This window comes from Streptomyces sp. NPDC059166, from assembly GCF_042755185.1.
Classification (GTDB): domain Bacteria; phylum Actinomycetota; class Actinomycetes; order Streptomycetales; family Streptomycetaceae; genus Streptomyces.
The window spans coordinates 108057-129797 of record NZ_JBHZCI010000001.1 but is presented as its reverse complement, the minus strand read 5'-3'; the positions used below and the strand labels follow the sequence as shown (position 1 = coordinate 129797).

Genomic DNA, 21741 nt, shown 5'->3' with positions numbered 1-21741 from the left:
CTCTCCGCCACAGGTAGGAGCCGCGTAAGGGTCCGGGGCCCCGGAGCGCAGGGACCAAAGTCCCTGCCCGCTCAGCCCGTCCCAGGCGCCCCGCCCGAAGCGCCGCGCCTGAAGCGCCGCGTCCCAGGCCCTCTGCCCCCGAAGGACCGCGTCCCAGGGGCTCCTGAACCCCGCGCCCCGACCCCTGCACCCCCGGCCCCAGCGCGTCGGCCCCCGCGCCCCCGCTCCTGCGCCCCTGCCCCCCCGCCCCGGCGCCCCGGCGTGGGCACGTCCGTCCCGCCGCTGCAGCTCAGCGCTTCTCGGCCTGGAGCCTCGCCACGTAGGCGGCGGCCTGTGAACGGCGCTCCATGCCCAGCTTGGACAGCAGGCTGGACACGTAGTTCTTGATGGTCTTCTCCGCGAGGTGCAGCCGCTCCCCGATCGCCCGGTTCGTCATGCCCTCACCGATCAGATCGAGGATCTTGCGCTCCTGGTCCGTCAGGCCGGAGAGCCGGTCGTCGCTCCTGGCGTCCTTGCCCTCCCGCAACCGCTCCAGCACCCGGGCGGTGGCCGCCGGGTCCAGCAGGGACTTGCCGGCTGCCACGTCGCGCACCGCGCCGAGCAGCTCGTTCCCGCGGATGGCCTTCAGCACGTATCCCGAGGCGCCCGCCATGATCGCGTCGAAGAGCGCCTCGTCGTCGGCGTACGAGGTGAGCATCAGACACTTGACGGATTCGTCCCTGGAGCGGACCTCCCGGCAGACCTCCACCCCGCTTCCGTCCGGCAGCCGTACGTCCAGGACGGCCACATCGGGCCTGGTCGCAGGGATGCGCGCGAGCGCGTCCGCCGCGGTTCCGGCCTCGCCGACGACCACGATGTCGTCCTCCGCGGACAGCAGCTCGTGAACGCCCCGTCGGACGACTTCGTGATCATCGAGCAGGAATACCGTGATTTTTCCTTCTTCGCGCACATTCGAAGTCTCACACACTCCTTTACCGTCCGCCCTTCCCTGGCGCTGGTGACCGGGATACCGTGCCGTTGTTCCGGCCACCTGTCGGGGCGTTACCGACGCTGTGACCAGCAGGACTTCGCGATTTTTGCGATTTACTTGGAAATCCAAGCAAAATTGCAGGTCACAGGGTGTTTCGCAGTTATGCGAAGCACTGGGTAACGTGCTTATGACAGGCCGCTCGCCGGGGCACCTGTACGTCTGTTCCGACCGAGCCGCACCCACCCCGTGCGCGGGTCCGGACACAGGCGAGCCGCACTGGTTCCCGGCCATCCCGGGGGCCGGACCGACGGAGGAGCACGCACGTGACCGTGGAGAGCACTGCCGCGCGTAAACCGCGACGCAGCAGCAAGCGGACCAGCGCCGCCAAGGCGCCGGACAGTTCCGGCCCCCAGCTGGTGCAGCTGCTGACGCCCGAGGGCGAGCGGGTCGAGCACCCGGACTTCGAGATCGACCTCAGCGCCGACGAGCTCCGGGGCCTCTACCGGGACATGGTCCTGACGCGTCGCTTCGACGCCGAGGCCACCGCACTGCAGCGCCAGGGCGAGCTGGGCCTGTGGGCCTCGCTGCTTGGCCAGGAGGCCGCTCAGATCGGCTCCGGCCGCGCGCTGCGCGACGACGACTACGTCTTCCCGACGTACCGGGAGCACGGCGTTGCCTGGTGCCGGGGCGTCGACCCGACGAACCTGCTCGGGATGTTCCGCGGCGTGAACCACGGCGGCTGGGACCCCAACACCAACAACTTCCACCTCTACACGATCGTCATCGGCTCGCAGACCCTGCACGCCACCGGCTACGCCATGGGCGTCGCCAAGGACGGCGCGGACTCGGCCGTGATCGCGTACTTCGGTGACGGCGCGTCCAGCCAGGGTGACGTCGCGGAGGCGTTCACCTTCTCCGCCGTCTACAACGCCCCCGTGGTGTTCTTCTGCCAGAACAACCAGTGGGCGATCTCCGAGCCGACCGAGAAGCAGACCCGGGTGCCGCTCTACCAGCGCGCACAGGGCTACGGCTTCCCCGGCGTGCGGGTCGACGGCAACGACGTCCTGGCCTGCCTGGCGGTGACCCGCCGCGCGCTGGAGCGTGCCCGGCGGGGCGAGGGCCCGATGCTGGTCGAGGCCTTCACCTACCGGATGGGCGCGCACACCACCTCCGACGACCCGACGAAGTACCGGGCGGACGAGGAGCGGGCGGCCTGGGAGGCCAAGGACCCGATCCTGCGGCTGCGCACGTACATGGAGAAGCAGGGCCTCGCCGACGCGGCGTACTTCACGGCGCTGGACGAGGAGAGCGAGACCCTCGGCAAGCGGGTGCGCGAAGCGGTACGGGCCATGCCCGACCCCGAACCGCTGGCCATCTTCGACCACGCGTACGCCGACGGCAGCCCGCTCGTCGACGAGGAGCGCGCCCAGTTCGCCGCCTACCAGGCATCGTTCGCCGAGGAGGGCAACTAGCCATGGCCACCGAGAAGATGTCCATCGCGAAGGCGCTCAACGAGTCGCTGCGCAAGGCTCTCGAGACCGACCCCAAGGTCCTCATCATGGGTGAGGACGTCGGCAAGCTCGGCGGGGTCTTCCGCATCACGGACGGGCTGCAGAAGGACTTCGGCGAGGACCGGGTCATCGACACCCCCCTCGCCGAGTCCGGGATCGTCGGTACGGCGATCGGACTGGCCCTGCGCGGATACCGCCCGGTGGTCGAGATCCAGTTCGACGGCTTCGTCTTCCCCGCGTACGACCAGATCGTCACGCAGCTGGCCAAGATGCACGCCCGTGCGCTCGGCAAGGTCAAGATGCCGGTCGTCGTCCGCATCCCCTACGGCGGCGGCATCGGCGCGGTCGAGCACCACAGCGAGTCCCCCGAGGCCCTGTTCGCCCACGTGGCGGGTCTGAAGGTCGTCTCGCCCTCCAACGCGAGCGACGCCTACTGGATGATGCAGCAGGCCGTCCAGAGCGATGATCCGATCATCTTCTTCGAGCCCAAGCGGCGCTACTGGGACAAGGGGGAGCTCGACACCGAGGCGATCCCCGGCCCGCTCCACAAGGCCGCCGTGGCCCGCGAGGGTTCCGATCTGACGCTCGCCGCCTACGGCCCGATGGTCAAGGTGTGCCTGGAGGCCGCCGCCGCGGCTCAGGAGGAGGGCAAGTCGGTCGAGGTCCTCGATCTGCGGTCGATGTCCCCGATCGACTTCGACGCCGTACAGACCTCCGTCGAGAAGACCGGCCGGCTCGTGGTGGTCCACGAGGCACCGGTGTTCTACGGCTCCGGGGCCGAGATCGCCGCCCGGATCACCGAGCGCTGCTTCTACCACCTCGAGGCCCCGGTGCTGAGGGTGGGCGGCTACCACGCGCCCTACCCGCCCGCCAGGCTGGAGGACGAGTACCTGCCGGGTCTCGACAGGGTGCTCGACGCCGTCGACCGCTCGCTGGCGTACTGAGGAGAGGGCTGTGACGACGATGACCGAAACGTCTGCTCGTTTCCGCGAGTTCAAGATGCCCGACGTGGGCGAGGGGCTGACCGAGGCCGAGATCCTCAAGTGGTTCGTCCAGCCCGGTGACACCGTCACCGACGGCCAGGTGGTGTGCGAGGTCGAGACGGCCAAGGCCGCCGTCGAGCTGCCGATCCCCTTCGACGGGGTGGTGCACGAACTGCGCTTCCCCGAGGGCACCACCGTGGACGTCGGCCAGGTGATCATCGCGGTGGACGTGGCACCCGGCAGCGGTGACGTCCCGGCCGCTCCGGCCGCGGAACCCGCCGGCCGGCCGGAGACGGCACCGGAGGCCGAACCGGAGGAGCCCAAGGGCCGTACGCCGGTCCTCGTGGGATACGGGGTGGCCGAGGCATCCACCAAGCGCCGGGCCCGCAAGGGCGTCGAGATCCCCGGCCCGGCGGCTGCCGCGATCCAGGCGGAGATGAACGGGCACGCCGCCCCTGCGGCCCCCGAACCGGTGTCGCCCGGCACGCGGCCGCTGGCCAAGCCGCCGGTGCGCAAGCTGGCGAAGGACCTGGGCATCGACCTGGCGACGGTCACCCCGACCGGCGAGGGCGGGATCATCACCCGCGAGGACGTCCACGCGGCCGCCGCGCCGGCGCCCGAAGCCGCCCCCGCGCAGCCCGTGGCCCCCGCCGTGGCGCCCGCACCGGCCGCCGTGCCGGTGGACGCGGCGGGCCGGGAGACCCGAATCCCGGTGAAGGGGGTGCGCAAGGCGATCGCACAGGCCATGGTCGGCAGCGCCTTCACCGCTCCGCACGTCACCGAGTTCGTGACCCTCGACGTGACGCGCACGATGAAGCTGGTGGCGGAGCTCAAGGAGGACAAGGACATGGCGGGGGTGCGGGTCAACCCGCTCCTGATCATCGCCAAGGCCCTCCTGGTCGCCATCAAGCGGAACCCGGAGATCAACGCCACCTGGGACGAGGCCAACCAGGAGATCGTCCAGAAGCACTACGTCAACCTGGGCATCGCCGCGGCCACCCCGCGCGGGCTGATCGTGCCGAACATCAAGGACGCGCACGACAAGACGCTCCCCCAGCTCGGCGAGGCGCTGGGCGAGCTGGTCACCACGGCCAGGGAGGGCAAGACCTCCCCGGCCGCGATGGCCGGCGGCACGGTGACGATCACCAACGTCGGTGTCTTCGGCGTCGACACCGGTACGCCGATCCTGAACCCGGGCGAGTCCGCGATCCTCGCGGTCGGGGCGATCAAGCTCCAGCCCTGGGTTCACAAGGGCAAGGTGAAGCCCAGGCAGGTGACCACGCTGGCCCTCTCCTTCGACCACCGGCTCGTCGACGGGGAGCTCGGCTCCAAGGTGCTCGCGGACGTCGCCGCGATCCTGGAACAGCCGAAGCGGCTGATCACCTGGGCGTAGCCGCCGGGGTGGTACGTGGACCGGGTGGGCCCGCGCGGAGTACGCGCGGGCCCACCGGCATGTCCGGCCCCGCCGCGCGGGAGGCGTCCGTGCCCGGTCTGCGCGGGCGGCGGCCGTGACCACGGTGTCGGGGGTTGACCGCCGGTACCGTGCGGCCCGCCCCCGGCACCGTCGTGCGGGCTACTTCTTGAAGGCGTAGTCCAGCAGCTTCTTGGTGTCCGCGGTCCGGGTGGTCGCGGACGTCGAGGTGAGTACGGTGCCGATCAGCGTCTTGCCGTTGCGCGTCGCGGCGAAGACCAGGCAGTACTTGGCGGTCGGGCCGGAGCCGGTCTTCACGCCGGTCATCCCGCTGTAACTGCCCAGCATGGCGTTGGTGTTGGACCACGACATGTAGCGGTAGCCGCCGCTCTTGGTGGTCACCTTCTGCTTCGTCGACTTCGTCTTCACGATCGCGCGGAACGTGGAGTTCTTCATCGCGCTGCTCGCGAGCTTCGTGAGGTCGCGCGGGGTGGAGTAGTTGGAGCCGCCGCCGATGCCGTCGAACGAGTCGAAGTGGGTGTTCGTCAGCCCCAGTGCCTTCGCGTCGGCGTTCATCTTGCCGATGAAGGACTTCACCCGGGCCGCCCGGGTCGAGCCGCTGCCGAACTTGTCGGCCAGGGCGTACGCCGCGTCGCAGCCGGAGGGCAGCATCAGACCGTAGAGGAGCTGGCGCACGGTGACCTTGTCGCCGACGATCAGGCGGGCCGACGACGCGGTCTTCGAGACGATGTAGTCGCTGTAGGCCTTCTGGACGGTGACCTTGGTGTCCAGGTTCAGGTTCTTCTGCGCCAGTACCACCTTGGCGGTCATGATCTTCGTGGTGGAGCCGGTGGAGCGGCGGGTGTCCGCCGTCTTGCCGTACAGGACCTTCTTGGTGCCGTCGTTCATCACGAATCCGCCTTTGGCGGTGATCGTGGGTACCGGTGGGGCGGCGGCCGCCTGTGCCGTGGAGGCGAACGCTCCCGCCGCGAGGACGGCTCCCGCCGTCAGGGCGACCGTCGCCGCGACGGAAACGCGACGGGTGACCGTGGTGCCGTGTTTCAAAGTAGACGCTCCAAAGTGTCCGTTGGGGCGGCGCGTGGGAAGGCTGCCCTGATGTGAGACGCGTGGGGACGTCGAAGGGCTGCTCACCCTAATGGGTGAAATCGTGCCCTGTGGAGTGTGAGGTGAGGGCGGTCACTCCGTACGGCCGCCCGACCCCAGGAAGCCCCGGAACGCCGTGCCTTCGGATCCGGGACACCTCTTCGTCGCGACCCCGGTGGTCACGGGCGTCGGGGTCGGCGGCCCCACCGTGCGCGGTCCGGATCGCGGACATGTCAGCAGACGTACACATCTTGTATCTATGCTGTGTGCATGCCTGCAGCGCCCACCGCTTCATCCGCCCCGCCCACGGTCCGCAAGGCCGATCCCAAGCCGCCGCCCGCAGCCGAGCGCGTCTACGCGCACATCAAGGAGGCGGTTCTCGACCGCCGCTACGAGGGCGGCACGCTCCTCACGGAGGGCGATCTCGCGGAGGCCGTCGGGGTCTCCCGTACGCCGGTGCGCGAGGCGCTCCTCCGCCTGGAGGTCGAAGGGCTGATCAAGCTCTACCCGAAGAAGGGCGCCCTGGTGCTCGCGGTCTCCGCGCAGGAGATCTCCGACGTCGTGGAGACCCGGCTGCTCGTGGAGGAGTTCGCCGCCCGCAAGGCCGTACCCGCCCCGCCTCAGCTGATCGCCCGCCTCGAACAGCTCCTGGACGAACAGCGCGAGCTCGCCGAGGTGGGCGACCTGGCCGCGGTGTCCGTCAAGGACCGCTGCTTCCACGCCGAGATCGTGAAGCACGCCGGCAACGAGATCCTCTCCCGGCTCTACGACCAGCTCCGGGACCGCCAGCTCAGGATGGGGGTCGCCGTCATGGAGGCCCACCCGGACCGGATCGCCGCCAACCTCACCGAGCACGGCGAACTGCTCGAAGCCATCAGGGCCGGCGACGCCGAGGGAGCCGCCCAGGTCGTGCGCCGCCACGTCGGCCGGGTCAGGGTCCTGGTCCGGGGGGAGGACCGATGACCTCCGCCGCACCCTCCCTCTCGCTGCCCGGAGACCCGCCCGGCGGCCGTCGGGCCGTCTGGATCTGGGGAATCGGTGTCGCCGTCTACTTCGTCGCCATCATCTTCCGCACGAGTCTGGGCGTCGCCGGACTGGACGCCGCCGACCGTTTCCACGTCAACGCCTCGGCGCTCTCGACGTTCTCCATCCTGCAGCTGCTCGTCTACGCCGGCATGCAGATCCCCGTCGGCCTGATGGTCGACCGGCTCGGCACCAAGAAGGTCCTCACCCTCGGGGTGGTGCTCTTCACCGTGGGACAGCTGGGCTTCGCCCTCTCCCCCTCGTACGGCACGGCACTCGCCTCGCGTGCGCTCCTCGGCTGCGGTGACGCGATGACCTTCATCAGCGTCCTGAGGCTCGGGGCACGCTGGTTCCCCGCCCGGCGCGGCCCGCTGATCAGCCAGGTGGCGGCGCTCTTCGGGATGGCGGGCAACCTCGTCTCGACGCTCGTCATCGCCCGCGCCCTGCACGGTTTCGGCTGGACCACGACCTTCGTCGGCAGTTCGCTGGCCGGCGTGGTGGTGCTCGTCGTGATGCTGCTCTTCCTGAAGGACCACCCCGAGGGATACGAACCGCCCCCGGTCGAGCACGCCGGAGCTGCGTACGTACGGAAGCAGATCGCCGCCGCGTGGAGGGAGCCCGGGACCCGGCTGGGGATGTGGGTGCACTTCACCACCCAGTTCCCCGGGATGGTCTTCCTGCTGCTGTGGGGGATGCCGTTCCTGGTGGAGGCGCAGGGGCTGAGCAGGGGCACCGCCGGTGAACTGCTCACCCTGGTGGTGCTGTCCAACATGGTGGTCGGGCTCGTCTACGGCCAGATCATCGCCCGTCACCACGCCGCGCGCGCTCCCCTGGCCCTCGGCACGGTCGCGTTGACCGCGCTGGTGTGGGCGGGCACCATCTTCTACCCCGGTGACCACGCGCCGATGTGGCTGCTCGTCACCCTGTGCGTGACCCTCGGCTTCTGCGGTCCCGCCTCGATGATCGGCTTCGACTTCGGGAGGCCCGCCAACCCCCCGGAACGCCAGGGAACGGCCTCGGGGATCGTCAACATGGGCGGCTTCGTCGCCTCGATGACGACCCTGTTCGCGGTGGGCGTGCTGCTGGACGCGACCGGTGACAACTACCGCGTCGCGTTCGCCTCCGTCTTCGTCCTGGAGGCACTCGGCGTCGCGCAGATCCTGCGGCTCCACGCCAGTGCCACGCACCGGGAGCGGGACCACCATGTCGTCAGCCGCGTGGAGGCGGTACACGTCCCCGTGTGACCGGTCTGCCTCGCCCGCCCCGCCGGCGCGCCCTTCGACGGGCCGCCGGCGGACCGGTTCCGTCGGCCGGTACTACGGAGTGACGGCGAAGTTGCGCAGGATCTCGGCGGCCAGCTCCTGGTCGCCCTCGATCTTGATCAGGTCCTGCACGGCCTGGGCCCGCACCCGGCCGCAGGCCAGCCGGTAGTACGTCTCCCAGTCCATCGAGAGCGTCGCGGCGGGCCCCAGGGACGGTGCGCCGTCGACCGACCCGCGTCCCTCGGCGTCGACCCTGACCGTACGCAGGAACTCCAGCGGTCCGTGCACATCGAAGACCACGGCCGAGTGTGGCGGCGCCGCCGCGTCCTTGGCCACCACCTTCGCCAGGCCGGCCAGCAGGGTGTCCCGGACGACGAGGGCGCCGGGGGAGTCCAGGTTGCCGGGCCGGCCCAGCGTCATGCGCAGGTCCTGCTCGTGGATCCAGACGTCGAAGGCACGCATGTGCAGTGCCAGTTCCAGGGTCTGTTCGGCACCGAGGGGTGCCCGCACCATCGTGTCGGGGGCGCGCGTCTCGTTGCGCAGCTGGCGCATGCGCCGGATGAGCGTGTACTCCAGCTCCGAGGTCATCTCCGGCGCGGTGTGGTGGCGTCGGACGTCCACCTGCATCTCCATGTAGCGCTGGTGGTCGTTCTGCACGTGGTAGAGGTCGCGCGGCAGGGTGTGGATCGGACGGGGGTCGCCGAGCTGTTCGCATTCCATGCCGATGATGTGCGAGACGATGTCCCTGACCGACCAGCCCGGGCAGGGCGTCCGGCGGTTCCACTCCCCGTCGGCGAGTGGCTTGACCAGCTCGGATATCGCCTCGATGGAGTGGGTCCAGGCATCGGCATAGGTCTGGAGGCTGGGATGGACGGTCACGGGACCCCTCGTGCGGTTCTGCGGTGCATGGGCTGGAGAGCAGGGAGTGCCGACGGGAGGGCCGGCACCGACGGTGCTGTCTGCGGGCTGCGTGGGAGGTTCGCTCGCTAAGTTACGCTGCGAGCAGGCACCCCGGCAGTGCTTTCGTGTGACGATCGTAGGCCCGTGTTGACGGCTCTCATGCCAGGACGGTGGTAGTGTGCGCGCCTCTCTCATCCAGATCGCAGTAAACCCGGATGAATCGGTCAATTCCCGTAGAGAACGCGCGGCTTCGCTGGTCGTCGGCCAGCGTGGCGCGGACCTGGTGATCCTTCCGGAACTCTGGCAGGTCGGCGCGTTCGCCTACACCGCGTTCGCCGACGAGGCGGAGCCGCTGCACGGGCCCACGCACGAGATCATGGCGAAGGCGGCCTCCGAGGCCGGGGTCTGGCTGCACGCCGGATCGTTCGTCGAGCGCGCCGAGGACGGCACCCTCTACAACACCTCGCTCGTCTTCTCTCCCGAGGGCGAGAGGGCCGCTTCCTACCGCAAGATCCACCGGTTCGGCTTCGACAAGGGCGAGGCGGTGATGATGGGTGCGGGCGAGGAACTCGTCACCGTCGCGCTGCCCCAGACGGTGCTCGGTCTCGCCACCTGCTACGACCTGCGCTTCCCGGAGCAGTTCCGCGGGCTGGTGGACGCGGGGGCCGAGACCCTGGTCGTCGCGGCGGGCTGGCCGGAGCGGCGGCGCTCGCACTGGACCCTGCTCGCCCAGGCCCGCGCGGTGGAGAACCAGGCGTACGTCCTGGCGGTCGGCTGCGCCGGCACCCACGCGGGCGTCGAGCAGGCGGCCCACAGCATCGTCGTCGACCCGTGGGGCGAGGTGCTCGCCGAGGCGGGTGCGGGCGAGGAGGTCCTCACCGTGGAGTTCGACCCGGCGAAGGCCACCACCACCCGTGAGCAGTTCCCCGCACTGAAGGACCGCCGGCTGGGCCTCGCCCCGCGCCGACTGGCTTGAGAGCGCCGTCCGCCCGGTTTCCCCGTTTCACGTGAAACGGGGGAACCGGGAGGCCGAGCCGGACGGCGGCGCCCAGGTTTTCAGTCCTCGCGCTCCTTGTCCGCGAGGACGATCACGCAGACCGCCACCGCGATGAGCAGCGGCACATCGGCGTCCTCCCGCACGATGTCCACGCCGTAGGTGTCGCGGACGCTCAGCCGGCGACGTGAGATCTGGGCCAGCAGCTCGCCGTCGTACTCGATGGCGAACTCGCGGTCGAGGATCTTGCCGCTGACGTCCAGTTCGGTGCCGTCCGCCATGGTCACCCGGTAGTGGTTGCGCAGCAGCGAGAGCCGCTTGCGCTTCACCTTGGCGAGCCCTTCGCCCTCCCGCTCGATGACCATCGTGTCGCGGAGGCTGACCAGCTTCTCGCGGACCTCGACCAGTACCCGGCCGTCGGCGTCCTTCAGCTCGAAGGTGTCGCGCAGCCGCATGGCCTTGCCGTCCACGAGGAAGAGCTTGTGCCCGTCCGCGTCCTCGATCCAGTAGTCGTCGCCGATGCCGAAAAGGCGTTCACGCACGAGAAGTCTCATGGATCACAGGTTCCCCGACGCCCCGGCGGAATGCGGGCAGGCGGCGTTGCTGTCGACTGGTGTCATGACAGCACGTGCACGTGTCCGCGCCCCCGAACTGATCGGCAAGGGCGGCTGGCTCAATACAGGCGACCGGCAGTACACCCTTGCTGAGCTGCGGGGACGGATTGTCATTCTCGATTCTTGTGATTCGACAACGGACCACCGAACTCCTGGTCACGCTGAGTGTGTGCACCAAGACACGATCTGTGACCTGTACCTCCGTCTGTCTCTTGACCGGGCCGGCAAGACCGCAATCGAACGGCAGGAAGCCGACTGCCGTGCCTGGGCCGAACGCAACGGACTGACCGTACGCAAGGTCCACATGGACAGAGGGCGCTCCGGATACAAGACCGTTGAGCGCAAGGGCTTCGACGCCGCGCTGGCGGCCGTCACGGCGGGCGTCGTCGGCACGCTGATCGTCTGGAAACTGGACCGCCTGTCTCCCCATGCCGTCGGTGGACGTGTCACCGATGCTTGACGGCCTCACCCTGCGTGAGGAGTGGGCTGAGGCGACGAACGAAGATCGGCGCGGCCGGTTGTCACTCGCCATGGACCGGGTTGAAGTGACCAAGGGAGTGCGCGGACAGCGGATCATCCCTGAGCAACGCATCCAGATCCATTGGGCGAAGCCGGGAAGCGACAACACCACCTGAAGCACCAGGGTAAGTCCCCCGGTGCCTGAACCCGGACTGCCAGTGGACTGCCGCGCCGACCGGGAACGCGGCGGTGTGCACCGACATGTGCATCGAGCACACGGGCCGGACCGGGCACATGACCTTCCTGCGCGAGTTCTCGGAGGTTGCCGTGGTGGAGCGTGTCAGTCACCGACCTGGTGTTCCACGCGGTGGCGGATGTACTCGTCCGGATGGGACCGGGCTATCGCCACGGCCGCGTCCACCAGATCGTGCAGCTCCGGCGGATAGGCCGACTTCCGGAGCGGCAGGCCCGGCAGAATGCAGCGCCGGACGTATAGGTGCTCGTTGCTCACGAACTCGCGTAGCGCGGTTTCGTACCACTCGGTCGCCACGGTTGGGGCGTGGTCGGGCTCCGCCGGACCGGTGGCTGCGGGGTGTTCCGCCCGTACGGTGGGCATACGCAGGGGTAGAGCGGACCAGTACCAGGCATTCGCCGCGCCCGCCCGCTCGACGTCCGTGCCCGCCCGCAGGTATCCGAGCAGCAAGGCTTGGACCCGCCTGTACCCGAACGCGTTCAGCGCCGGCTCGAGGAAATGGCGGTTGAAGCTCGGGTCGGGGTCGTAGACGGCTGCCTTGATCAGCGTCTGGAAGGACTCCTCGGAAAGGATCAGGTCCCGGCGGCAGGCCTTGTACAGCGCCGTTCGCGCATGGGTCACCCAGGTTCGTGGATCGCCGGGCTGCGGCCCGTGAGCGACATCGAGCCCGAGGACCCGGACGACCTCCGCCACACATCCGGCGAACACCTCCCTGCGGTCCTCCACGGGCCCCGGCAGAGCCATGAACCCCTGCACCGTCCGCGCCGTCTCGCCGACAGCCGTGTCGTCCTCGTCCGGAGCCAACCCTCGTTCCCCTGTCGTAGGTCCTGCCGTACGCGTGTGATCCGACGTTCATACCAGGATGGCAAGCTTGAAGGATGAACGATGCTGCCCCGGCGCCCACCCCCGCGCCCGCACCCCGCAAGCGTGCCCGTGTCCGTGCCCCCGAGCTGATCGGCAAGGGCGGCTGGCTGAACACCGGCGGCAACGAGCTCACCCTCGCCGACCTGCGAGGTAAGTGCGTTGTTGTGGATTTCTGGACCTTCTGCTGTGTGAACTGCCTGCATGTGCTCGACGAGCTGCGCGAGCTGGAGGAGAAGCACCGCGACACCGTGGTGATCATCGGTGTCCACTCGCCGAAGTTCGTCCACGAGGCGGATCACCAGGCCGTGGTGGACGCCGTCGAGCGGTACGAGGTGCATCACCCCGTCCTCGACGACCCCGAGCTGGCCACCTGGAAGCAGTACGCGGTCCGCGCCTGGCCGACGCTGGTCGTCATCGACCCCGAGGGGTACGTCGTCGCCCAGCACGCCGGTGAGGGGCACGCCCACGCCATCGAGAAGCTGGTCGAGGAGCTGGAGGCCGAGCACGCGGCGAAGGGGACGCTGCGCCGCGGGGACGGCCCGTACGTGGCACCCGAGCCGGTCGCCACCCACCTGCGCTTCCCGGGGAAGGCGCTGGCGCTGCCCGGGGGCGGCTTCCTGGTGTCGGACACCACCCGGCACCGCCTGGTGGAGCTCGAGGCGGACGGTGAGACGGTGCGGCGCCACTTCGGCGCGGGTGAGCGGGGGTTCGCGGACGGCTCCCCGTCCGACGCGCGGTTCAGCGAACCGCAGGGCCTGGCCTTCCTGCCGGACGGCCGGGTCGCCGTCGCGGACACGGTGAACCACGCGATCAGGGCGCTCGACCTCGCCACCGGGGTGACGACCACGCTGGCCGGGACCGGCCGGCAGTGGTGGCAGTCCTCCGCGACCAGCGGCCCCGCCACCGAGGTGGACCTGTCGTCGCCGTGGGACATCGCCTGGTTCGGGGACCGGCTGTGGATCGCGATGGCGGGTGTGCACCAGCTGTGGACCTACGACCCCGCCGAGGGCACGGTGCGGGTGGCCGCGGGCACGACCAACGAGGGCCTGGTGGACGGCCCCGGCGAGGAGGCGTGGTTCGCGCAGCCCTCGGGTCTGGCCGCCGCCGGCGACCGCCTCTGGGTCGCCGACTCGGAGACCTCGGCGCTGCGGTACGTCGACGAGGCGGGAGAGGTGCACACCGCCGTGGGTACGGGTCTCTTCGACTTCGGGCACCGTGACGGACCGGCCGGCCAGGCGCTCCTCCAGCACCCGCTGGGCGTCACCGCGCTGCCGGACGGTTCGGTGGCGGTGAGCGACACCTACAACCACGCGCTGCGCCGGTACGACCCGGAGAGCGGCGAGGTCACCACGCTGGCCACGGACCTGCGGGAGCCGAGCGACGCGGTGCTGGTGGACGGCGATCTGGTCGTCGTCGAGTCCGCGCGGCACCGGCTGACCAGGCTGCGGCTTCCGGAGGAGGCCGTGCGCGTCGCCGACCGGGCGCACCGCACCCGGCGAGCGGCCACGGAGGTGGCGCCCGGGGCGCTGCGGCTGGACGTGGTCTTCCAGGCTCCCGCCGGGCAGAAGCTCGACACCCGTTACGGGCCGTCGACCCGGCTGCTTGTCTCCTCGACCCCGCCGGAGCTGCTGGCCGAGGGATCCGGTCAGGGTACGGACCTGGGCCGTGACCTGGTCCTCGCGGACGGGGTCACGGAAGGGGTGCTGCACGTGTCCGCCATGGCGGCGTCCTGCGACGACGACCCGGAGAACGAGTACCCGGCCTGCCATGTCCACCAGCAGGACTGGGGCGTCCCGGTCACGGTCACCGCCGGCGGGGCGTCCAGGCTTCCCCTGGTGCTGGCCGGGATGGACGAGCAGGCCTGACACCTCCGTGCCGTCTGCCCGGCGTCAGCCCGGGCAGACGGTGCGCGCTCCCTTACTGGTAGCGGCGCTCCTCCTCGGTGACCACCGTGGTGGTGGGCGGCACGACCATGCGCCGGCGACGCGCGATGCTCACGTAGACGAAGACCCCGACGAGGCCGACGAGCATCATGATCCAGCCGACCAGGTCGACATTGACGGTGTCCATCTCCCAGTCGGTGGCGAACGCCAGAATCGCCCCGGCACCGATCAGGAGAATGCATCCTCCGAGTCCCATGATTTCCGCCTCCTCGACGGCCCGGTGACTCCGGGCCGGTGTACGGGTCGCGTACCCGGCCCGGCAACAAGCATGTCCGGGAAGGCGGTTGGGATACGGGATCAGTCCGTGAGGAAGGCCGCCAGGGAGTTGGCCAGGAGGTACGGGTCGTCGGCGCCGCAGAGTTCGCGCGCGCTGTGCATCGACAGGATCGCCACACCGATGTCGACGGTCCGGATGCCGTGCCGGGCCGCGGTGATCGGCCCGATCGTGGTGCCGCACGGCATGGAGTTGTTGGACACGAAGGTCTGCCACGGCACGCCGGCCTTCTCGCAGGCCGCCGCGAAGACCGCGCGGCCGCCGCCGTCGGTCGCGTACCGCATGTTGACGTTGACCTTGAGGATCGGTCCGCCGTTGACCACCGGGTGGTGCGTCGGGTCGTGGCGCTCGGCGTAGTTGGGGTGGACGGCGTGGCCGGTGTCCGAGGAGAGGCAGACCGTCCCGGCGAAGGCGCGCGCCCGGTCCTCGTAGGAACCGCCGCGGGCGAACACGGAGCGTTCGAGGACGGTGCCCAGCAGCGGGCCGTCGGCGCCGGTGTCGGACTGGGAGCCGTTCTCCTCGTGGTCGAAGGCGGCCAGCACGGGGATGCAGGAGAGTTCCGCGTCCGGGCGTGCGGCCACGGCGGCGAGTGCGGCGGTGCCGGCGTGTACGGAGAGCAGGTTGTCCATGCGCGGTCCGGCGAGCAGTTCGCGGTCCCGGCCGAGGTAGGAGGGGGCTTCGACGGGGTGCGGCATGAGGTCCCAGCCGGTGATCTCCGCGGCGTCGACGCCGGCTTCCCCGGCGACGAAGTCGATCAGGTCGCCCTCCCGCACCTCTCCGAGTCCCCAGATCGGCTGCATGTGCTTCTGGCGGTCGAGCTTGAGGCCGTCCGGGTTGGCCGAGCGGTCGAGGTGGACGGCGAGCTGGGGCACCCGGAGCAGCGGACGGTCGATGTTCACCAGCCGGTGCGTGCCGTCGCGCAGCGAGACGCGCCCGGCCAGACCGAGGTCCCGGTCCAGCCAGGTGTTCAGCAGGGTGCCGCCGTAGACCTCGACGGCGACCTGCCGCCAGCCGTGGGCGCCGGTGTCCGGCAGCGGCTTGACCCGGAGGTTGGGGGAGTCGGTGTGTGCTCCCACGATCCGGAACGGCGTGTGTGCCGTCGCGCCCTCGGGCACGTACCAGGCCACGATCGCGCCGCCCCGCAGGACGTACTTCCCGCCCTTGGAGCCGTCCCACGCGTCGGTCTCCTCGACCTGCCGGAACCCGGCCTCCTCCAGCCTCGCGGCTGCGGTCGCCACGGCGTGGTACGGGGAAGGGGAGGCCATCAGGAAGGCCATCAGGTCGTCGGTGTGGCCGCGGTCGAAGCGGATGGGAGAGCTCATGCTCCTCACCTTAACGAGGCGGAAGCGTCCGGAATGCGACCGGTCGTGTTCCGTCGAACGGACGGTCCCGTCGTCCGCCGGGACGGATCACGGGCCGGGTACGAGGCCGCCGCCACCCGGATCCCCGGACGGCGGCGGCTGTGCGACGGGCTGGGCGGGTGGCTAGAACGCCGCCTCGTCCAGCTCCATCAGCGAGTTGTCGACGTTCTCGGCGAGCGCGCGCTCCCCGGAGACGCCGGGCAGGACGTTCGCGGCGAAGAACTTCGCGGCGGCGATCTTGCCCTGGTAGAAGGCGGTGTCCTTGGCGGAGGCGGTGCGCAGCTTCTCGGAGGCCACGGCCGCGCCCTTGAGCAGGAGGTATCCGACGACGACGTCGCCGGAGGCCATCAGGAGGCGGGTGGTGTTGAGGCCCACCTTGTAGATGTTCTTGACGTCCTCGCCGGTCGCCGTGAGGTCGGTGATCATCGTGCCGACGATCGCCTCGAGGTCCACGGCGGCCTTGGCGAGGTTGTCCAGCGAGCCGGACAGCTCCTCGTCGCCCTGGGCGCTCGCGAGGAACTTCTTGATCTCCTCGGACAGGGCGTTCAGCGAGGCGCCCTGGTCGCGGACGATCTTCCGGAAGAAGAAGTCCTGGCCCTGGATCGCCGTCGTGCCCTCGTACAGGGTGTCGATCTTGGCGTCGCGGATGTACTGCTCGACCGGGTACTCCTGGAGGTATCCGGAGCCGCCGAAGGTCTGGAGCGACTGCGCGAGCTGCTCGTAGGACTTCTCGGAGCCGTAGCCCTTGACGATCGGCAGGAGCAGGTCGTTGAGGCCGTTGAGCGCCTTGGCGTCCTCGCCCGCGGCCTCCTTCACCTGGATCGCGTCCTGGACGGAGGCGGTGTAGAGGACGAGGGAGCGCATGCCCTCGGCGTACGCCTTCTGCGTCATGAGGGAGCGGCGCACGTCGGGGTGGTGCGTGATGGTGACCTTGGGGGCCGTCTTGTCCATGAACTGCGACAGGTCGGTGCCCTGGACGCGCTCCTTGGCGTACTCCAGAGCGTTGAGGTAGCCGGTGGAGAGCGCCGCGATGGCCTTCGTGCCGACCATCATGCGGGCGAACTCGATGATGCGGAACATCTGGCGGATGCCGTCGTGCTTGTCGCCGATCAGCCAGCCCTTGGCGGGGTGCTGGTCGCCGAAGGTCATCTCGCAGGTGTTGGACGCCTTGAGGCCCATCTTGTGCTCGACGTTCGTCGCGTACACGCCGTTGCGCTCGCCGAGCTCGCCGGTGGTCCAGTCGAAGTGGTACTTCGGGACCAGGAAGAGGGAGAGGCCCTTGGTGCCGGGGCCGGCGCCCTCGGGGCGCGCCAGGACGTAGTGGAGGATGTTCTCGGACATGTCGTGCTCGCCCGAGGTGATGAAGCGCTTCACACCCTCGATGTGCCAGGAGCCGTCCTCCTGCTCGACCGCCTTGGTGCGGCCGGCGCCCACGTCCGAACCGGCGTCGGGCTCGGTGAGCACCATCGTCGAGCCCCACTGCTTCTCGACGGCGATCTCGGCGACCTTCTTCTGCGCCTCGTTGCCCTCGTCGAAGAGGATCCCGGCGAACGCGGGGCCGGAGGAGTACATCCAGACCGCCGGGTTGGAGCCGAGCAGCAGCTCCGCGTAGCCCCAGATCAGGGAGCGCGGGGAGGTGGTGCCGCCGATCTCCTCGGGCAGGCCGAGGCGCCAGTACTCGGAGTCCATGAACGCCTGGTACGAGCTCTTGAAGGAGGCCGGGACCGGGGCGGTGTTCGTCGCGGGGTCGAAGACCGGCGGGTTGCGGTCGGCGTCGGCGTACGAGTCGGCGAGCTCGTTCTCGGCGAGGCGGGTGACCTCGTCCAGGATGCTCTTCGCGGTGTCGACGTCCATCTCCGCGAACGGGCCCGTGCCGTACAGCTTGTCGCGCCCGAGGACCTCGAAGAGGTTGAACTCGATGTCGCGGAGATTCGACTTGTAGTGCCCCATGGGAAGGCTCCGTAATCAATAGCAGTGGCGCGCAGCGCCCCGGGGAGGAGAGTGAGGATCGGGCGGCGGACGGCCGGCGCGGGTATATCACCTGACCCCTCCGATGATGCTACCCGTCAGTAATAAGACGCAACCCCCCGAGGCACAGATGTGTCCGATTACTCTTTGCGGCATGTATGGCTACGACCAGAACCCGGGCGCGCAGCAGCAGATGGGCGGCGGCTACGGCGGGCAGCCGTTGTACCCCGAGCCCTCGCCGCCGTCGCTGGCCGATGCGGTACGGGCCTTCACGACCGGTTCGATGCCCGCCGAGGACTTCCAGCAGATCTTCGCCACGGCGAAGGTCTACTGCCCGCGCGGCGACAACCCCGGCTTCCTGGCGCTCCACAACACCCAGCAGCCGGTGATCCCCATGTTCACCACGCTCAAGGAGCTCAGGAGGTACGCGGGCAAGGAGTCCAAGTACTTCGTGATCACCGGTGCGGAGGTGATCGATCTGCTGCCCACCGGCTACGGCTTCGTCCTCGACATGGAGGGCGACCACCGCATGGTCTTCGACGCCAAGGCCGTCGAGCAGATGGTGGACTTCGCGATGCGCCGCATGTACGGCTGACGGCCGGACGCGACACCCTGGGCCGAGGGCCCGCACCACGCAGGTGCGGGCCCTCGGTGCTGTCCGGGGCGCGTCCGGGGCCGGGCGGGAATGGATACCGCCTTGCAAGATGTTCACTGTTCAACTAAATTGGTCGCAGAAGACTCCCGGAGGTGGCTCCCATGCCCGCAGTGACCGTCGAAAACCCGCTGACCCTGCCGAAGGTCGCGGCACAGGCCGATGCCGTGGCCCGCCCCGTGCTCACCATCACGACCGCGCCCAGCGGCTTCGAGGGCGAGGGGTTCCCCGTCCGGCGCGCCTTCGCGGGGATCAACTACCGGCACCTCGACCCGTTCATCATGATGGACCAGATGGGTGAGGTGGAGTACGCGCCCGGCGAGCCGAAGGGGACTCCCTGGCACCCGCACCGCGGCTTCGAGACCGTCACCTACATCATCGACGGGACCTTCGACCACCAGGACTCCAACGGCGGTGGCGGCACCATCACCAACGGCGACACCCAGTGGATGACGGCGGGTTCGGGTCTGCTGCACATCGAGGCGCCGCCGGAGTCCCTCGTCATGTCGGGCGGTCTCTTCCACGGCCTCCAGCTGTGGGTGAACCTGCCGGCCAAGGACAAGATGATGGGCCCGCGCTACCAGGACATCCGGGGCGGCAGCGTCCAGCTGCTCACCTCGCACGACGGCGGCGCGCTGCTCCGGGTGATCGCCGGTGAGCTGGACGGGCACCAGGGCCCGGGCATCACGCACACGCCCATCACCATGGTCCACGCGACGCTCGCGCCGGGTGCCGAGATCACGCTGCCGTGGCGTGAGGACTTCAACGGCCTGGCGTACGTCCTCGCGGGCAAGGGCTCGGCCGGTGCCGAGCGCCGGCCCGTCCACGTCGGCCAGACCGCCGTCTTCGGTGCGGGCGGTTCGCTGACCGTACGCGCGGACGAGAGCCAGGACTCCCACACGCCGGACCTGGAGGTCGTCCTCCTCGGCGGCCGGCCCATCCGTGAGCCGATGGCCCACTACGGCCCGTTCGTCATGAACACCCGCGAGGAGCTGCAGCAGGCCTTCGAGGACTTCCAGAAGGGCCGCCTGGGCACCGTCCCCGCCGTGCACGGGATGTGAGCACGAAGGCCGGCCCCGGCTTCCGGGGCCGGCCCGCTCAGCGGACGTAGTGGTAGCCGTCCCCCTGGGAGGGATGGTCGAGGTGGTAGATGCCGCCTTCGGACCCGATGTAGATCACGGCCGCGTCCATGGGGTCGCAGACCATCCCGGTGGACTTCGCCTTGTCCGCCGGGGCCGAGGTGACCTCCAGGCGGCTGCCCGCGTTACTGACCCCGTCCAGCCTGCCGACCCACTCGCAGTGGCCGATGAAGGGCAGGTCGGAGATGTAGCGGACGACCCGTCCGCCCTCGGACGCCCGGTTGACGGTGATGGTGTGGGGCTGGTTGCCCGACATCCCGTCGAACTTCCAGGTGCCCACGAAGTACGCGGGAACGGCGCCGGCGGAGCCCCCGCCACCGGTCGACCCGCCCGACGTGCTCGACCCGCCCGACGTGCTCGATCCGCCTGTCGAGGACGATCCGCCCGACGTGCTCGATCCGCCGGCGGAGGACGACCCGCCGGACGGTGATCCGCCGCCGGTGGCGGACGACGAGCCGCCGCCCGTGGAGCCGCCCGTGGAGCCGCCGCCCCCGGAGGCTGCCCGCGCGCCCCCGGACGCCTCGACCGGACCGGGGTTCCCGCCGTCCTTCCCGCCCTCGTCCTTCCCGGCTCCCTTGCTCCGCGACGGCGAGGGCCCGGCCTTCCGGGACGGCGTGGCCGAAGCGGGCCCCGGCACCGCCGGAGCGCTGCTCGGCGTGACCTTCTCCGCGGCGTCCGCGTCCCCCTTGTCGCCCCAGGAGGGGCCGAGCACCACCGCGGTCCCGCCGCCGACGGTGACCACGACCACCAGGGGGATCGCCACGAACCAGTTGCGCCGCCGCTTCCCGCGCCCCGGGTCCGTACGCGGCTCGTCGGCGGCGGGCGTCACGTCCGCCCCCGCCACGGAAGCGTCCTTCGGACGGAGGACGTACGTCTCCCGGTCGCGCGGCTCCTCGCGCAGGGGAGCCGCGTCGACGTCGAGCAGCCGGGCCGAGCGGTCCGCGAGCTGGGCGATGACATCCGGGGGCAGCCATGCCCCGTTCGCCGGCGCCGAAAGGGCGTCCCCGTCGTCGGCCAGCAGCGCTGCCACCGAGGGCCGGCCGTCCACGTCCTTGGTCAGGCAGCGTGCGATCAGCTCCCGCAGGGCCGTGTCACCCACCCGTTCGAGGTCGGGCTCGCTCTCGACGGCGTGGTAGTTGACGGCGTGCGGATGGGCACCGGGCGGGCCGAAGGCCAGCTGGCCCGTGACCGCCCACGTCAGGACGCAGCCCAGGGAGAAGACGTCGCTCCTGGGGCCGATGTCCTGTCCGCGGATCTGCTCCGGCGACATGAAGCCCGGCGAGCCGACGATCAGCCCCATGCTGGTCAGCACCGATCCGACCGAGGTCTCCAGGGCGCGGGCGATACCGAAGTCGATGACCCGCGGGCCGTTGACGGTGAGCATGATGTTCGACGGCTTGAGGTCCCGGTGGACGATGTCGGCCCCGTGGATGTCGTCGAGCGCCTTCAGCAGCCCCCGGGCGAGCGCCCGTACGGACGACGGCGGCAGAGGGCCGTGGCGGCGCACGACCTCCTCGAGGGAGAGCCCGGGGATGTAGCCGGTGGCGACCCAGGGGAGGGCGGCGTCCGGGTCGGCGTCGAGGACGGGAGCCGTGTACCGCTTGCCCACCCGCCGGGCGGCGTCGATCTCGCGGCGGAAGCGTGCCCTGAACTGCGGGTCGGCGACGTGCTCCTCGTGCACCACCTTCACCGCGACCGTACGCCCGCCCTCCGAGCGCGCGAGGTACACCCGGCCCATGCCGCCAGCCCCCAGCCGCCCGAGCAGCAGGTACGGGCCTATGCGCGGGGGATCCGATGCGGTGAGGGGCTGGAGCCCTTCGACGCCGTCGCCGGTGCGCGGGTCCTGCCCCGACGCCTCGCGCTCCTGCGGACCGTCGTCCCGTTCTCCGCCGTGGGCACTGGCCATGCCGGTCCGGCCTCCTCTGGTGGTCGTCTGCTGAGCCGGGGGGCTCCTCCGGCCGGCCCGCCTGGACCCGGCTCGGTGCCCGCTCAGGACAGGACGAGCGGAAACTGTAATTCGGTTCTAGTCAACTGCACTTATTGTGAACGGCGTTGG

Annotated in this window: 20 protein-coding genes and 1 pseudogene; 12 read left to right on the top strand and 9 right to left on the bottom strand. The window is 70.2% G+C overall.

What is annotated here, in order from left to right; translation table 11 throughout:
- Nucleotides 1–289: 289 nt before the first annotated feature.
- A complete protein-coding gene (locus tag ACFXOA_RS00595; protein ID WP_385020264.1) occupies nt 290–949 on the bottom strand; it encodes a response regulator in 660 nt (219 codons plus the stop codon).
- A gap of 344 nt (nt 950–1293) precedes the next feature.
- Between ACFXOA_RS00595 and pdhA the strand changes: the two genes are divergently transcribed.
- Genes pdhA through ACFXOA_RS00580 form a run of 3 tightly spaced genes read left to right on the top strand, consistent with a single transcriptional unit; the run spans nt 1294 to nt 4857 of the window.
- A complete protein-coding gene (gene pdhA / locus ACFXOA_RS00590; protein ID WP_385020261.1) occupies nt 1294–2442 on the top strand; it encodes a pyruvate dehydrogenase (acetyl-transferring) E1 component subunit alpha in 1149 nt (382 codons plus the stop codon).
- A gap of 2 nt (nt 2443–2444) precedes the next feature.
- Nucleotides 2445–3425, top strand: a complete 981-nt coding sequence (locus ACFXOA_RS00585; protein WP_385020258.1) for an alpha-ketoacid dehydrogenase subunit beta — start codon at nt 2445–2447, stop codon at nt 3423–3425.
- A 10-nt stretch (nt 3426–3435) separates the two neighbouring features.
- On the top strand, nt 3436–4857 hold the full coding sequence (locus ACFXOA_RS00580) for a dihydrolipoamide acetyltransferase family protein (protein ID WP_385020255.1): 1422 nt from the start codon (nt 3436–3438) through the stop codon (nt 4855–4857).
- A 180-nt stretch (nt 4858–5037) separates the two neighbouring features.
- On the opposite strand, the gene ACFXOA_RS00575 is transcribed toward ACFXOA_RS00580, so the two are convergent.
- Nucleotides 5038–5940, bottom strand: coding sequence for a D-alanyl-D-alanine carboxypeptidase family protein (locus tag ACFXOA_RS00575; RefSeq protein WP_385020253.1), 903 nt, complete (start codon nt 5938–5940; stop codon nt 5038–5040).
- Between the two features lie 309 nt (nt 5941–6249).
- Between ACFXOA_RS00575 and ACFXOA_RS00570 the strand changes: the two genes are divergently transcribed.
- Entirely contained in the window at nt 6250–6942 is a 693-nt protein-coding gene (locus ACFXOA_RS00570) for a GntR family transcriptional regulator (RefSeq protein ID WP_385020250.1), read from the top strand.
- On the top strand, nt 6939–8246 hold the full coding sequence (locus ACFXOA_RS00565; protein WP_385020247.1) for a nitrate/nitrite transporter: 1308 nt from the start codon (nt 6939–6941) through the stop codon (nt 8244–8246). Before ACFXOA_RS00570 ends, ACFXOA_RS00565 begins: the two co-directional genes overlap by 4 nt.
- A gap of 72 nt (nt 8247–8318) precedes the next feature.
- Here ACFXOA_RS00565 and ACFXOA_RS00560 read toward each other — a convergent pair whose 3' ends face one another.
- The gene (locus ACFXOA_RS00560) at nt 8319–9143 is read right to left on the bottom strand and encodes a maleylpyruvate isomerase family mycothiol-dependent enzyme (protein WP_385020244.1); all 825 of its coding nucleotides are present in this window, start codon (nt 9141–9143) and stop codon (nt 8319–8321) included.
- 199 nt (nt 9144–9342) lie between these two features.
- Between ACFXOA_RS00560 and ACFXOA_RS00555 the strand changes: the two genes are divergently transcribed.
- Nucleotides 9343–10140 (top strand): carbon-nitrogen family hydrolase, encoded by a 798-nt coding sequence (locus ACFXOA_RS00555; protein WP_385020241.1) that lies wholly within the window; start codon nt 9343–9345, stop codon nt 10138–10140.
- Between the two features lie 80 nt (nt 10141–10220).
- Here ACFXOA_RS00555 and ACFXOA_RS00550 read toward each other — a convergent pair whose 3' ends face one another.
- Entirely contained in the window at nt 10221–10712 is a 492-nt protein-coding gene (locus tag ACFXOA_RS00550; protein ID WP_385020238.1) for an LURP-one-related/scramblase family protein, read from the bottom strand.
- On the opposite strand from ACFXOA_RS00550, the pseudogene ACFXOA_RS00545 reads away from it, so the two are divergent.
- The 3 genes and pseudogenes from ACFXOA_RS00545 to ACFXOA_RS00535 form a co-directional block, all read left to right on the top strand.
- A pseudogene (locus tag ACFXOA_RS00545) lies at nt 10711–10893 on the top strand (hypothetical protein); the annotation flags it as partial. The gene ACFXOA_RS00550 and the pseudogene ACFXOA_RS00545 overlap by 2 nt on opposite strands.
- A 48-nt stretch (nt 10894–10941) precedes the next feature.
- Nucleotides 10942–11232: a recombinase family protein gene (locus ACFXOA_RS00540; protein ID WP_385020699.1), complete on the top strand. Its 291-nt coding sequence runs from the start codon at nt 10942–10944 to the stop codon at nt 11230–11232.
- Nucleotides 11225–11407 carry a hypothetical protein gene (locus tag ACFXOA_RS00535; protein ID WP_385020235.1) on the top strand — a complete coding sequence of 61 codons (183 nt, stop codon included), beginning with the start codon at nt 11225–11227 and terminating at the stop codon, nt 11405–11407. Before ACFXOA_RS00540 ends, ACFXOA_RS00535 begins: the two co-directional genes overlap by 8 nt.
- Nucleotides 11408–11571: 164 nt before the next feature.
- Here the strand turns inward: ACFXOA_RS00535 and ACFXOA_RS00530 are convergent, their stop codons facing one another.
- Complete coding sequence (locus tag ACFXOA_RS00530; RefSeq protein WP_385020232.1) at nt 11572–12288, bottom strand: hypothetical protein; 717 nt, start codon at nt 12286–12288, stop codon at nt 11572–11574.
- Nucleotides 12289–12362: 74 nt separating this feature from the next.
- On the opposite strand from ACFXOA_RS00530, the gene ACFXOA_RS00525 reads away from it, so the two are divergent.
- Nucleotides 12363–14213 carry an NHL domain-containing thioredoxin family protein gene (locus ACFXOA_RS00525; protein ID WP_385020229.1) on the top strand — a complete coding sequence of 617 codons (1851 nt, stop codon included), beginning with the start codon at nt 12363–12365 and terminating at the stop codon, nt 14211–14213.
- Between the two features lie 52 nt (nt 14214–14265).
- Here ACFXOA_RS00525 and ACFXOA_RS00520 read toward each other — a convergent pair whose 3' ends face one another.
- From ACFXOA_RS00520 to ACFXOA_RS00510, 3 genes are all read right to left on the bottom strand, one after another.
- Nucleotides 14266–14487 (bottom strand): DUF6458 family protein, encoded by a 222-nt coding sequence (locus tag ACFXOA_RS00520; protein WP_327116942.1) that lies wholly within the window; start codon nt 14485–14487, stop codon nt 14266–14268.
- A 101-nt stretch (nt 14488–14588) separates the two neighbouring features.
- On the bottom strand, nt 14589–15887 hold the full coding sequence (locus tag ACFXOA_RS00515) for a M18 family aminopeptidase (protein WP_385020224.1): 1299 nt from the start codon (nt 15885–15887) through the stop codon (nt 14589–14591).
- A 162-nt stretch (nt 15888–16049) separates the two neighbouring features.
- A complete protein-coding gene (locus ACFXOA_RS00510; RefSeq protein WP_385020221.1) occupies nt 16050–17876 on the bottom strand; it encodes an acyl-CoA dehydrogenase in 1827 nt (608 codons plus the stop codon).
- A 172-nt stretch (nt 17877–18048) separates the two neighbouring features.
- Here ACFXOA_RS00510 and ACFXOA_RS00505 point away from each other — a divergent pair, with 172 nt between their 5' ends.
- Both ACFXOA_RS00505 and ACFXOA_RS00500 read left to right on the top strand, forming a co-directional pair.
- Entirely contained in the window at nt 18049–18489 is a 441-nt protein-coding gene (locus ACFXOA_RS00505; protein WP_385020218.1) for an SseB family protein, read from the top strand.
- A gap of 161 nt (nt 18490–18650) precedes the next feature.
- The gene (locus ACFXOA_RS00500; RefSeq protein WP_385020216.1) at nt 18651–19607 is read left to right on the top strand and encodes a pirin family protein; all 957 of its coding nucleotides are present in this window, start codon (nt 18651–18653) and stop codon (nt 19605–19607) included.
- A gap of 37 nt (nt 19608–19644) precedes the next feature.
- Here ACFXOA_RS00500 and ACFXOA_RS00495 read toward each other — a convergent pair whose 3' ends face one another.
- Nucleotides 19645–21591 carry a serine/threonine-protein kinase gene (locus ACFXOA_RS00495; protein WP_385020213.1) on the bottom strand — a complete coding sequence of 649 codons (1947 nt, stop codon included), beginning with the start codon at nt 21589–21591 and terminating at the stop codon, nt 19645–19647.
- Nucleotides 21592–21741 lie beyond the last annotated feature (150 nt).